Source organism: Propionivibrio sp., assembly GCF_016790145.1.
In the GTDB taxonomy this organism is placed as follows: domain Bacteria; phylum Pseudomonadota; class Gammaproteobacteria; order Burkholderiales; family Rhodocyclaceae; genus Propionivibrio.
The window spans coordinates 1-12,895 of sequence record NZ_JAEUOI010000055.1 but is presented as its reverse complement, the minus strand read 5'-3'; the positions used below and the strand labels follow the sequence as shown (position 1 = coordinate 12,895).

The window sequence follows — 12,895 nt, the reverse complement described above, 5'->3', positions numbered from 1 at the left end:
AAACAAACGATGGCGAACTTTCCCCGCATCTCGAAGAACTCGACGCACTGATCGAGGAACGTGATCAGTCGCTCCAGGCCAATGCCCAGCCCTATGTGCAACTCGTGCTTGAGCACGAAGCCCGCGAAGCATCCCTGTCAGCCGCACAGGATTGGCTTGCTGCAGCGATCAGCCATACCACCGAACCGGCAATCAGACGTTTTCTTTCGGAATACTGGCTTCGTGTAATGCAATCCGCACATCTTGATGGCGGCACAACCGGAACACGCTGGACGGAATACGACACCACCAGCGAGGATCTTATCTGGAGTGTACAGCCCAGGCAGAGCGCCGAGGAGCGGAAGCAGTTGCTCTCCTTGATCCCCTCGCTGATCAAGCGTATCAACGCCGGTCTCGATCTTCTGGCGATTCCGGCTGAAGAAAGAACCCCTTTTCTCAATGCCTGCTTCGACCTGCAAACTGCGGCCCTGCGCACTCGCTCAAGCGTGCCCGGCGTCCCGGCGCAGCCGTCAGCTCCTGAACAAATTGCGGCTGTTGCACTGAGCAACACCAGCGCAAAGGCTGAGCCTTCAGATCAAATCCTTGAACGGAACGGAATACTGGTGCACTACCTTGGCCGGCCAGCAGAAACCCCATCCCCCTGGCGAAGCGGCGTCAGCACCAGCACAGAAGGCGACTGGATCAGTTTTCACCTGCCTGATAACGAGCGCCTTTGTGGCCGCCACTGCGGAAAAGCGGCGACTTCCGGAACCGTCCTGATGTTCAACACTGACTGGGGCTATGCCGTCGCTCTGGCGCCATCATTGCTTGAACAGCAACTGCGTGCCGGTCGCGCCCGTATCGTATCCGAGTCATCCCTCTTCGATGAAGCAGCGGAGCGAGCGCTAGGTCAGATAGCCCCGCGCTGAACCGGCGTGCAATCCAGCGCCAGGCATGAGGAGTTTTTGGGTTGAACGCTGACGACATCCGAACTATTTTTTCAGGCTGTCGCGAATCTCGCGCAGCAGCAGGACGTCTTCTGCCGGCTCGGCAGGCGCAGCCGGGGGTTCTTCCTTCCGGAGCCGGTTGACCTGCTTGACCATGATGAAAATGATGAAGGCCAGGATGATGAAGTTGATCAGGATGGTAATGAAATTGCCATAGGCAAACATCGGCACCTGGGCCTTTTTGAGCGCGTCGTAGGTCGTCGCAGTACCCTCCGGGACTTTGCCGAGCAACACGAACATGCCGGAGAAATCCAGCTTGCCACCCATGATCCAGGCAATGAAAGGCATGATCAGATCACCGACAATCGAATCGACGATCTTGCCGAAAGCGCCGCCGATGATGACGCCGACCGCGAGATCCATGACATTGCCTTTCATGGCAAATTCCTTGAACTCCTGCACCATGCTCATAAACATCTCCTTGATAAAGATTGAATTCCAGACTGAATAATAATTGAAAAGCCCACCGCCTCAAACCCGCCGCAGTTTCTCGCCGGCTACGGCCAGCGTCGCTTCCTGCTTGGCGAAGCAGAAGCGAACCACGCGGTCATCGCGCCCGTTCTGATAAAACACCGATACAGGAATCACCGCCACGCCGACTTCGCGCGTCATCCATTGGGCAAACTCGCGGTCGGGCCGATCCGAGATTTTGTCATAGCGCGCCAGTTGAAAATAGGTACCGCGGCAAGGCAGTAGCTCAAACCGCGAACCCTGCATCTGCTCGCGGAAGAAGTCGCGCTTGTGCTGGTAGAACCCGGCCAGTCCGAGGTGGCGCGAGGCATCGCGCATGTACTCGGCGATTCCCAACTGGCATGGGGTATTGACCGTGAATACGTTGAACTGATGCACCTTGCGAAACTCGCTCATCAATGCCGCCGCCGCCAACACATAGCCGATCTTCCAGCCGGTGATGTGATAGGTTTTGCCAAAGGAGGAGACGACGATGCTGCGTGCCGCGAGTTCCGGATTGCTGGCTACGCTGGCATGCCGCGCTGCGTCGAAAACGATGTGCTCGTATACCTCGTCCGACAGCACCACGATGTCGGTGTCACGCGTCAGTTCGGCCAGCACGGCCAGATCGTCGGTGTCGAGCAGGCTGCCGCTCGGGTTGTGTGGCGAATTGATGATGATCATGCGCGTGCGGGACGTAATCAGCGTGCGCACCTGGTTCCAGTCCGGTTTGTAATCTGGGAAATCAAGTGACGCATAAACTGCCTTGCCGCCGACCGTTTCGATTGCCGGGACGTAACTGTCGTAGACCGGTTCGAAGACGAGCACCTCGTCACCGCCACGTACAAAGGCGGCAATCGCCGTGAAGATGGCCTGCGTCGCGCCGGCCGTCACCGTGATTTCCTGATCGGTGTCGTAGCGCGCGCCGTACAGGGACTCGACCTTGTCGGCGATGGCCGTACGCAGCTCGGGCATTCCGGCCATCGGCGGGTACTGGTTCCGTCCCTCGCGCATGGCACGCAGCGTCGCTTCGAACAGTGCCGGTTCGGCCTGAAAATCGGGGAAACCCTGCGACAGGTTGATTGCACCGCAATCGGCAGCAAGCCTGGACATCACGGTAAATATCGTGGTGCCCACCCAGGGAAGTTTTGAATCAATGTCTACAGAAGTCTGGAGCATGTCAATCTGCAATGAATGAATGTGACGTTACAGGGAAGTGATCAGCTTACGGCGACAACACCCGACAGACAAGCCTTGCAGGAAATGGATGTACAGCAAGCGATTGTTTCCTTGAACTCATGTTTCCTTGAACTCGTAGCGAAGAAACCATTTCCCCGCTACGATGCGGGAATTAAAAAAACGGCCACCGCCATCAACTGCCTGAGCATCATGAACAACGCCTACACCGACGAAGATCTGCAGCGCTGTACCCTGAGCGGGCGGCGCGAAATTCTTTTCCAGTTGCGCAGCCTGATCAGGCAGAGCGAACGCGTCTCCGTCTCCTTCGACGAAGGTAGGCAGAGTTTTCTTACCGTTTTGATCGATGTTCTCGAAGACGAGGGCTGTCTTACCTTTGATATCGGCGGCAGCGAAGAGACCAATCGTGCCTTCCTGAAGGCAGAGCGCTGCGTCTTCGTCGGCGTGGTCGAAGGAATTCGCATCCAGTTTTCAGCGCCGCAGGCACGCAAGAGAACAATCAATGGCGAAGAGGTCTTTGCCGTCGCCCTGCCCAAGAGTCTTCTTCGTTTGCAGCGACGAGAAGCCTTTCGCCTGCAGTTACCCTCTACCAAACCGTATATATGCCGAATCCGCAGGGGAACTCCGGATGAAACCGCCCTGCCACTGTATGACATTTCAGTTGGCGGGATTGGCATCCAGGTCGCCGAGCCGATTGTGTACGAACCGATGACAATACTCGAGAATAGCTGGATTGACTTGCGTGACTCCGGGATGCTGGCCGTTACTCTTGAGGTGCGTTACGTCCTGTCCACGGAAAGTCGCACGGGAAAAACACTTTTTCACATGGGTTGCCGGTTTCTCAAGCTGTCGCCGCTCAACGAAACTCTAATCCAGCGCTTCATGGCGCACATTGAAGCCGAGCGCCGCGCCCTGTTGGCTCCTTGACTCGACAACAGCCCTTGGGCTCCGGCACCGGCTGTTAGAATGTCAGCCATGCAGGTCAATAAAGTCCCCACCCGAACGCTCCGACCGGCGCCCGACGCTCGCGCCGTGGATATCATCGACCAGACCGCTCTGCCGCATGCGTACCGCATTCTGCGCCTTGCCACGCTGGAAGACACCGCCCGCGCCATCGGTGCCATGCAGGTGCGCGGCGCGCCGCTGATCGGTGTGACGGCGGCCTATGGGCTGGCGCTGGCACTGGCGCAGCGGCCCGACGATGCGAGCCTGAACGCCTCCCTCGCCATGCTCGCCGCGACCCGCCCGACGGCGGTCAACCTGCACTGGGCGCTGGCGCGCATGCAGGAACGGCTGTCGCCACTGGACGCCGCGGAGCGCGCCGACGTTGCCTGGCATGAGGCCGCGCTCATAGCCGAGGAAGACGTAGCGCAGTGCCGGCGCATCGGCGAGCACGGTCTCGCCCTGCTCCGTCCATTGGCGGCAAAACGTGCCCGGCTGGAGATCATGACGCACTGCAATGCCGGCTGGCTGGCCTGCGTCGACTACGGCACCGCCCTGGCGCCAGTCTATGCCGCACACGCTGCCGGCATCGACGTTCACGTCTGGGCCTCCGAAACCCGGCCACGCAATCAGGGGCTGCTGACGGCCTGGGAACTCAGGCAGCGCGGGGTGCCGCACACGCTGTTCGCCGACAATGCTGCCGGCTTTCTGCTGGCGGGCGGCGGAAACTGTGCCATTGATGCCGTGCTTGTCGGTGCCGACCGCATCGCCGCCAATGGCGATGTCGCCAACAAGGTCGGCACCTATCTCAAGGCGCTGGCCGCACGCGAAGCCGGCGTTCCTTTTTACGTCGCCGCGCCGCGTTCGACGATCGACTTCGATTGCGCCGGTGGCGCGGATATTCCCATCGAGGAACGTAGCGGAGACGAGTTGCGCGTGCTGCATGGCATCGACACTAACGGACAAACCGGGCTGCTACGTCAGCTAGCGCTCGATGAGGCGACGAGCAATCCGGCATTCGACGTGACCCCGGCAAGATTCATCACGGCGATCATCACCGAACGCGGCCCTTGCCCGGCGACGAGCGAGGGCCTGCGCGGACTTTTCCCGGAGACAGGGAATGCCTGAACTGCGCCGGAAGCTGATCGACACCGCGCGCCGCATGGCCGCCTCAGGACTGAACACGGGTACCGCCGGCAATCTCAGCGTACGCGCCGATGCGCCTGGAGAAAACGGTGCCGGGAACGGCTTCCTGATCACCCCGAGCGGCATGGACTACGCGTTGCTGCAGCCCGAAGATATTGTTTTCATGCGCCTCGACGGGACGTACACAGGCCAGCGCAAGCCCTCGTCCGAATGGCGCTTTCATCGCGATCTTTATGCCGCCCGCCCGGAGGCCGGCGCCGTGCTGCACGCGCACTCGCCCTTCGCCACCAGCCTGGCCTGCCTGCGCCGGGACATTCCAGCCTTCCACTACATGATCGCCCGCTTTGGCGGCGACAGCCTGCGCTGCGCCCACTACGCCACTTTCGGCACGCAGGCGCTGTCCGACGCGGCGCTGGTCGCCATGGCAGGCCGTCGCGCCTGCCTGCTGGCCAACCACGGTATGCTCGTCTTCGGCCACGACCTCGATCAGGCGCTAGCGCTTGGCAGCGAACTCGAAACGCTGTGCGAGCAGTACTGGCGCGCCTGCCAACTTGGCGCACCGGTGCTGCTCGACGCGGCCGAGATGGCGACGGTGCTGGAAAAATTCGGCCGTTACGGGCAGCAAGCTTGACTGCCCGGGATCGACGGCTACCCGACCCCATGATCCGGATCACCGAACTCCGTCTGCCGCTCGAACATCCGCCGGAGGCCCTTAAAACCGCCGCCGCCAGGCGTCTGGGCATTCCGGAGGCGGACATTGGCAAACTCACGCTGTTCAGGCGCAGCCACGACGCGCGCAAGAAAAACGCACTGACCTTCATCTACAGCGTCGACGTCGAGCTCGATAGTCAGCTCGCCGAAGCCGACGTACTCATCAAATTTGCTGCCGACCCCAAGATCGGGCCGACACCGGATACGAGCTACCGCCTGGTCACAAAGGCGCCGGCCAGCCTCGCGACGCGTCCTGTGGTCGTCGGTTTTGGACCGGCCGGAATCTTCGCCGCGCTGGTACTGGCGCAAATGGGCTTCCGGCCGATTGTCCTCGAACGCGGCAAGGCCGTGCGCGAACGCACCAAGGATACCTGGGGGCTGTGGCGCAAGAAAGTGCTCAACCCGGAGTCGAACGTGCAGTTTGGCGAAGGCGGTGCCGGCACCTTCTCGGACGGCAAGCTTTACAGCCAGGTCAAGGACCCGCGTCACCTCGGACGGAAGGTGCTGAGCGAGTTTGTCAAGGCCGGCGCACCGGCGGAAATCCTTTACGTCGCCAAGCCGCACATCGGCACCTTCCGGCTGGTCGGCATAGTCGAACACATGCGTCGCGAGATCGAGTCGCTCGGTGGCGTAATCCGTTTCCAGAGCCGCGTGACCGGACTGCACATCGAAAGCGGTCAGGTGCACGGGGTCATACTGGCGAATGGCGAGGAAATCGCCGCCCGCCAGGTTGTTCTGGCGCTCGGCCACAGCGCGCGCGATACCTTCGCGATGCTCTACGCAACAGGCGTTTTCATGGAGGCCAAGCCGTTCTCGGTCGGCTTTCGCATCGAGCACCCGCAATCGCTGATCGACCGCGCCCGGCTCGGCTCCAATGCCGGCAACCCGCTGCTTGGCGCCGCCGACTACAAACTGGTTCATCACGCCAGCAACGGCCGCTCGGTGTATAGCTTCTGCATGTGCCCCGGCGGCCAGGTGGTAGCCGCCACCTCGGAACTGAACTGCGTCGTAACCAACGGCATGAGCCAGTATTCGCGCGCCGAACGCAACGCCAACGCCGGCATCGTCGTCGGCATCACCCCAGAAGACTACCTTGGCGGCGACGCTGGTAGCCCGCTGGCCGGCATTGCCCTGCAGCGCCAACTCGAAGCCCGCGCCTTTGAACTGGGCGGCGGCACCTACGAAGCGCCGGGACAACTGGTTGGCGACTTTCTCGCCGGACGCCCATCAACTCAACTCGGGTCGGTCATCCCCTCGTACCAGCCCGGCGTCCATTTGACCGACCTGGCCACCGCGCTGCCGGGCTACGCCATCGCCGCCCTGCGCGAGGCGCTGCCTGCCTTCGGTCGCCAGATCAAGGGCTTTGACATGGCCGACGCGGTACTCACCGGTGTCGAGACGCGCACCTCCTCGCCGCTGCGCATCACGCGCGGCGACGATTACCAGAGTTTGAATGTTCAGGGCCTGTATCCGGCGGGTGAAGGTGCCGGGTACGCAGGCGGCATTCTCTCGGCCGGCATTGACGGCATCAAGGTCGCCGAGGCTCTTGCGCTCGACACCTGAGTGTGAAAGTCCAGCCAAGCCGCCCGTCTTCGTGAACTTCGTAGCTGTCATGCGACAACAGGAACCGCTAAAGGTAAATACTGTCACTCAGGCACTGGCAACTGATAAAATTCATATCCGTTGGTTTCACCCTCTCAGGAGACTTTGTTGTGAGCCCATCTGCCAACTTGATCAAAGCGATTCGCACGGGCCTTCTGTCCGAAGTCATTGCTGCCCTTGATGCCGGTGCTCAGGTCGAATTGCTTGACGGTCCCGGTGACCCTGGTCTTCCGCTGGCAATGGCCTGCTTCATGGGTCATGCCGAGATTGTGCGCGAACTGGGAATCCGTGGGGCAAAGATCAACTTTCCTGACAATCGGGAGCCAAAATCGCCTCTGTCGATGGCCATTCGCGGTGGCAGGACCGAAGTAATCAAAGTCCTGATTGAACTAGGCGCCGAAGTTCCACCGGATTTACAAACCGGGCTAACGGACCAGGAGTTGATGCTGGCAAGATGGAAAGCTCAGCATTTTGGGGCCAGAACATCGGGTGCTAATCAAGCCGGCTCGGACTATCCCGACGTCGAAGAAATCCAGGTGCTTAGCTGTTATGGCACGGACACGGACGTTCTTAACGCCGATATGCGGCGTGCGGTTGAGGATATGGCCAAGAAATAGGTCGCGCGCATGATTCGAAGCTTGCGGAAATTACCGATGTCTCCGTGAGAATTTACCCCCTGCACAGTCCCAATAAAACGCTGATGTCATTGTTTGGCGGTATGCACGGATGGGTTTCTTTGGCCCGAGCTTCATCTTCAACGTCAGAGATCACGCTGACTTCCTTACCCGGGCTGATTGTTTCTACGGCCTGTTTGGCTTAGCCAAAATCAATGTGTTTAAAGAAAACCTCCGGAAACCGGACGCCGGATACCCGAACAGTCATGAATCAATCTTCGCCTCCACTGACAACACGTCTCTTCAACCATCGTTTCGGCCCTTTCTGGCTGCTGCTGTTCGTCTTTCTTTCCATCTCGCTGCTCACCCGTCTGGCGCTACTGCTGAAGACGGGCGATGCGGCCGAGCCAGGCCTGATGAATATCCTGCAGATGTTCGGTTTGGGTCTGGCATTCGACATCATCGCGGCCAGCTACTTTTTTATCCCGCTGGCCCTGTTTCTCTTTCTGGTTCCGAACCGGATTTATCGATGGCCTCACTTTCGCTGGTTTTTGCTCTCCGGAACGGTGGTCTGGATCTTCATCATGCTGTTCAATGCGGTAGCCGAATGGACTTTCTGGGAAGAATTCGGCTCACGCTTCAACTTCATCGCGGTCGATTATCTGCTGTTCACCAATGAAGTCATCGGCAACATCAGGGAGTCCTATCCCGTCGGCCCCATTCTCGGGGGACTGACACTTTTGTCGCTGCTGATCGCCTGGGGAATTCGACACTGGCTCTGGGCTTCGCACCATGCCGAGTCACGCTACGCCAGCCGCGCTGGCTGGCTGCTACTGTTGCTGGCCGTCCCTTTGCTGTCCTTTTCACTCGTTGATTTCCGGCTCAAGGATCAATCCACCAACCGTTATGTCAACTCGTTGTCAGGTAACGGTATTTATGAATTCTTTGCCGCGGCGTACAACAATGAACTCGACTACGCCACCTTCTATCATTCACTGGCACTCGACCAGGCCTTTGCCCGACTGCGCGAGCAGTTACCCACCAGGCATGCCAGGCTGGCCAGCAACGACGCTCGCGACCTGACCCGAGTGGTCAGCTATGCGCAACCTGAAAAGCACCTGAATGTCATCATGATTTCGGTTGAGAGTCTGTCGGCCAGTTTCATGACCCGCTTTGGTAGCCGCCAGGGCATTACCCCCAGGCTGGATGCGCTGGCCAGGGAAAGCCTGCTGTTTACCAATCTATACGCCACCGGCACGCGGACGGTGCGCGGGCTTGAAGCACTCGCCCTTTCGGTACCTCCCACGCCCGGCCAGTCCATCGTAAAACGACCCAACAATGCCTCACTGTTCTCTTTGGGCGAGGTCTTCAGATCAAAGGGTTACGAAGTTCGATTCCTCTATGGTGGTTACGGCTACTTCGACAACATGAATGATTTTTTCGGTGGCAATGGCTACCAGGTGATCGATCGCACGGCGATCCCGGCCGAACGCATCCATCACGAAAACATCTGGGGCGTAGCCGACGAGGATCTTTTTACACAAGCCCTGCTCGAAGCGGACAAGGCCTTCGCGGCAGGCAGTCCGTCCTTCATGCAGATCATGACCACCTCCAATCACCGGCCATTTACCTATCCGGAAGGCCGCGTCGATATTCCTTCAAAGAGTGGCCGCTATGGGGGAGTCAAATATACTGACTGGGCTATTGGCGACTTCATCGATCGGGCGTCAAGCAAACCCTGGTTCGCCGATACCGTTTTCGTTATCGTCGCCGACCACTGCGCCTCTTCGGCAGGCAAGTCGGACATTCCGGTCAATCGCTACCATATTCCGGCTCTCTTCTTCTCCCCCAGGCATATCAAGGCCGGCGAATTTAATCGGCTCACCAGTCAAATTGATCTGCCGCCGACCTTGCTTGGCCTGTTGAACTTCAGCTACAAAAGCCGCTTTCTTGGTTACGACATGTACGATCTTGAATTGGGTCGTGAGCGTGCTTTTTTAGGTACATATCAGGATCTGGGCTATCTGCGCAACGGGAAGCTGGTCAAGCTCGATTCACGTCGCGGCCGTGCCGTGTTCAGGCCTGATTTCAAGGATGGGTCAGCCGAAAAATTGCCTGACGATCCGGAACTTGAGAACGATGCCGCCAGTTGGTATCAGGCCACTGCCTGGGCTTTCGGTCACGGTGGTCTAAGATGGATTCCACAATAGAGATCAGGTTGGATCAGCGAAATTCACGCCAGGCCATGCCACAACGTCGTGCCCATTACCTCACGTCTGAATTTTTTTGAGTCTATCCGGAATTCAATGAGTATTTTTGTCGAGTAAGTTCAATGTATTTTGATCAGCCTCGTCGGCAGCCGATTCGTCGTCAAGGATTACACTCTCCTGTTGGCCGGGAGTCTACCCGGACAGCCCAGGCAAGCTGAGAACCATGACTTCGGAAAATTTGTTGCTGCTGGTCAGCCGCGTGATGCCCTACGGCAAGTACAAGGGCCGGGTGATCGCGGATTTGCCCGGACATTACCTCAACTGGTTTGCCCGAGAGGGCTTTCCACGCGGCGAACTGGGAACGCTGCTGGCACTGATGCACGAACTCGACCACAACGGCCTGAAATCGCTGCTCGACCCGTTGCGCAAGCAGTGATTTCTATTTCGGCGCGAACTTCTCCAGGGCCGACATCGGCACATCGCCCGATCGATCAAAGGGAAAGCTGCCAAAGCCTTCCAGATCGACACTTCCAAACACCCGGTAGGCAATCCGCTCGCGTCCATTTTTCTGCGCGTCGCGCAATGGCTTGAGTACGTCGCCCAGGCGGCTCACCGTCTTGACTTCAAGTATCGTCTCACCCTGGCGCGGAACGATCACCGGTTTGTCGGAAACTCCCCTGGCAAAATGCCGGGCGTTCAGCTCGACATCAAAGTTCAGCGCATTGACCGGCAGATCGACGTCATTCGGATTCCGGATGCGCAGTTTAAGAACGAAACGCTGTTCTACCAGCCCCAGTCCGACGAGATCGATGCCGGCCAGACTGATCTCGGGCTTTTGCAAACGCGGCGCGCACGCAGCAAGCAGTGAAACGACGACGAAGAACAGTACCCAGCAAACTCGCCTCATGTGGATCTCCCGTTTCTTTCCAGCACACGTAATAGCGACGCCGTGTCCTGCCGCCCCCAGTCATTGGCCATCAGCGCATTGAGTTGCTGCCAGACCTGCCCGGTAACAGGCAGCGGAACGCCTCGCCGGCTTGCTTCGCCCAGTACAATGCCATAATCCTTGTGATGCAGCCGCGCCTCGACGCCGGCCGTAAAATCGCGCTCGACCATGCGCCCGCCGAATACTTCCAGCACGCGGCTGCCCGCCGATCCGCCGGACAGAGCCTGCCGCACTCTGACTGGATCGGCACCGGCCGCCCCGGCGAGATGCAGCGCCTCGGCGACGGCCTGGATGCAGCCGACCATGATCATCTGGTTGCACGCTTTGGCCACCTGCCCGGCGCCGTTTTCGCCGACGTGAACCAGCGTCCTGCCCAACACGGCAAACAGCGGGCGCACGCGCTCGAAGGCGCTGGCCTTGCCGCCGACCATGATCGCCAGCGTGGCCGCGATGGCGCCCTGCTCGCCGCCGGATACCGGTGCGTCGAGCATATCGACACCCACACGGGCCAGGCTTTGCGCAATGCTCCGTGCCGTGCCGGGGGCGATGGTACTCATGTCAACCAGAACCGAACCGGGGGCGAAACCTTCGCTCAGGCCCTGCGGCCCCAGTGCCACGCTTTCGACATCGCGGCCATCGCCCAGCATGGTGAATACGATCTGCGAATGCCGCGCCACAGCCGCCGGCGTTGCGCACCACAAGGCGCCGGCATCGAGCAGCGCCTGCGCGCTTTCCGGCCGCCTCGCCCACACCGCCAGCGGGTACCCGGCACGCAACAGGTGCAGTGCCATCGGTCGCCCCATGACGCCGAGGCCGATGCAGCCGAGGCGTTCGTCCGGCATCAGCCTTCGACGCCCGACAGGCGTTCGAGCAGCTTGAGCATGGCGATGGAATCTTCCTCGCCCAGACCGGAACCGACCATGGCGTTGAACATTTGCGCCGCCGCGGCCGTCGCCGGCAGGCAAAGCCCAAGCTGATGCGCACTCTGCATCACGATGTTCATGTCCTTCTGATGCATCCACGACTTGAAACCCGGCTTGAAATTGCGATCGAGCATGCGCTGGCCGTGGTTCTCCAGAATCTTCGAGTAGGCGAAGCCGCCGAGCAGTGCCTCGCGCACCTTGGCCGGATCGACGCCGTTCTTCGCGGCAAAGTTGAGCGCTTCGGCGACCGTCAGCACGCCGACGCCAGTGACAATCTGGTTGGCCGCCTTGGCCACCTGCCCGGCTCCGGAATCGCCGACATGAACGATGTTCTTGCCCATGCATTCGAACGCCGGCTTGGCCTTTGCAAAGGCGGCCTCGCTGCCGCCGACCATGATCGACAAGGTTCCGGCAATGGCCCCCACTTCGCCGCCGGATACCGGCGCATCGAGAAAGTCCACACCGAGCGCCTGCAATTCTGTAGCCATCTGGCGCGCTGCCGCCGGCAGAATGGTACTCATGTCGACGGCGACCAGCCCGCCCTGTGCCACCTTGTTCAGGCTGACAGCGCTACCGACTCCACCCTCGCCGAGCATGACCTCGCGCACGTCGGGTGCATCGGCGACCATCGAAATGACCACCTCGACAAGTGCCGCCACCCCGGCCGGACTGGCTGCGGCCTTAGCCCCGGCATCGCGAAGCGGCTGCATCGACTCGGCACGACGTGCCCAGACGGTGACTTCATGCCCACCCTGCAACAGATTGAGCGCCATCGGGCGCCCCATGATACCCAAACCGATGAATCCGACTTTCATGATGCCTTCCCTTTGCGCCTGTCTGATCAGCAGGTCAGTTTACAAGAAAATTCCATACCGAAGCAGGCCAATGATTTCGACCCGGAATAGACTTTTAAAATCGAGCCCCCACCGCAGAGGCGCAAAATGGCAAAGTTGACGCAAAGAATGCTTTACGAGCAATAGGTTAACTTTGCGATTTCTTTGCACCTTTGCGTCTTTGCGGTGGATTTTTAATTTTTTCACAGCCTCTGAGATTTCATTTGCCGCATGAGGCGCCGTCGGCGCGTTTCATTCCGAGCTTGACCATGATCAATTCGGCCGGACAAAAACGGGTGAAGCCGCTCTGCAACAGATTGGCGCCGACAAAGGCC

General features: G+C 59.7%; 14 protein-coding genes. 8 read left to right on the top strand and 6 right to left on the bottom strand.

Annotated features, from left to right (window positions below; translation table 11 throughout):
• On the top strand, positions 1 to 908 hold a 908-nt coding region (locus JNM42_RS05515), incomplete at its 5' end, for a DUF1631 family protein (RefSeq protein WP_294267415.1).
• A gap of 63 nt (positions 909 to 971) precedes the next feature.
• Here JNM42_RS05515 and mscL read toward each other — a convergent pair.
• Complete coding sequence (gene mscL, locus JNM42_RS05510) at positions 972 to 1,397, bottom strand: large conductance mechanosensitive channel protein MscL (protein ID WP_294267413.1); 426 nt, start codon at positions 1,395 to 1,397, stop codon at positions 972 to 974.
• A gap of 60 nt (positions 1,398 to 1,457) precedes the next feature.
• A complete protein-coding gene (locus tag JNM42_RS05505) occupies positions 1,458 to 2,615 on the bottom strand; it encodes a pyridoxal phosphate-dependent aminotransferase (RefSeq protein WP_294267411.1) in 1,158 nt (385 codons plus the stop codon).
• A 15-nt stretch (positions 2,616 to 2,630) separates the two neighbouring features.
• Between JNM42_RS05505 and JNM42_RS05500 the strand changes: the two genes are divergently transcribed.
• The 7 genes from JNM42_RS05500 (at position 2,631) to JNM42_RS05470 (ending at position 10,294) form a co-directional block, all read left to right on the top strand.
• On the top strand, positions 2,631 to 3,560 hold the full coding sequence (locus JNM42_RS05500) for a flagellar brake protein (RefSeq protein ID WP_294267409.1): 930 nt from the start codon (positions 2,631 to 2,633) through the stop codon (positions 3,558 to 3,560).
• A 48-nt stretch (positions 3,561 to 3,608) separates the two neighbouring features.
• On the top strand, positions 3,609 to 4,703 hold the full coding sequence (gene mtnA / locus JNM42_RS05495) for an S-methyl-5-thioribose-1-phosphate isomerase (protein ID WP_294267406.1): 1,095 nt from the start codon (positions 3,609 to 3,611) through the stop codon (positions 4,701 to 4,703).
• A complete protein-coding gene (locus JNM42_RS05490; RefSeq protein WP_294267403.1) occupies positions 4,696 to 5,352 on the top strand; it encodes a class II aldolase/adducin family protein in 657 nt (218 codons plus the stop codon). Before mtnA ends, JNM42_RS05490 begins: the two co-directional genes overlap by 8 nt.
• Before the next feature lie 29 nt (positions 5,353 to 5,381).
• A complete protein-coding gene (locus JNM42_RS05485) occupies positions 5,382 to 6,995 on the top strand; it encodes an NAD(P)/FAD-dependent oxidoreductase (protein WP_294267400.1) in 1,614 nt (537 codons plus the stop codon).
• A 149-nt stretch (positions 6,996 to 7,144) separates the two neighbouring features.
• Positions 7,145 to 7,651 carry an ankyrin repeat domain-containing protein gene (locus JNM42_RS05480; protein WP_294267399.1) on the top strand — a complete coding sequence of 169 codons (507 nt, stop codon included), beginning with the start codon at positions 7,145 to 7,147 and terminating at the stop codon, positions 7,649 to 7,651.
• Between the two features lie 263 nt (positions 7,652 to 7,914).
• The gene (locus tag JNM42_RS05475; protein WP_294267396.1) at positions 7,915 to 9,858 is read left to right on the top strand and encodes an LTA synthase family protein; all 1,944 of its coding nucleotides are present in this window, start codon (positions 7,915 to 7,917) and stop codon (positions 9,856 to 9,858) included.
• A gap of 223 nt (positions 9,859 to 10,081) precedes the next feature.
• A complete protein-coding gene (locus JNM42_RS05470; protein WP_294267394.1) occupies positions 10,082 to 10,294 on the top strand; it encodes a DUF3820 family protein in 213 nt (70 codons plus the stop codon).
• 3 nt (positions 10,295 to 10,297) lie between these two features.
• Here JNM42_RS05470 and JNM42_RS05465 read toward each other — a convergent pair whose 3' ends face one another.
• The 4 genes from JNM42_RS05465 to JNM42_RS05450 all read right to left on the bottom strand — a co-directional run.
• Complete coding sequence (locus JNM42_RS05465; protein ID WP_294267391.1) at positions 10,298 to 10,765, bottom strand: LEA type 2 family protein; 468 nt, start codon at positions 10,763 to 10,765, stop codon at positions 10,298 to 10,300.
• On the bottom strand, positions 10,762 to 11,646 hold the full coding sequence (locus tag JNM42_RS05460; protein ID WP_294267388.1) for an NAD(P)-dependent oxidoreductase: 885 nt from the start codon (positions 11,644 to 11,646) through the stop codon (positions 10,762 to 10,764). Before JNM42_RS05460 ends, JNM42_RS05465 begins: the two co-directional genes overlap by 4 nt.
• The gene (locus JNM42_RS05455; RefSeq protein WP_294267384.1) at positions 11,646 to 12,542 is read right to left on the bottom strand and encodes an NAD(P)-dependent oxidoreductase; all 897 of its coding nucleotides are present in this window, start codon (positions 12,540 to 12,542) and stop codon (positions 11,646 to 11,648) included. Before JNM42_RS05455 ends, JNM42_RS05460 begins: the two co-directional genes overlap by 1 nt.
• A gap of 238 nt (positions 12,543 to 12,780) precedes the next feature.
• Positions 12,781 to 12,895: DUF2892 domain-containing protein (locus JNM42_RS05450; RefSeq protein ID WP_294267417.1), on the bottom strand; the 115-nt coding region annotated here is incomplete at its 5' end.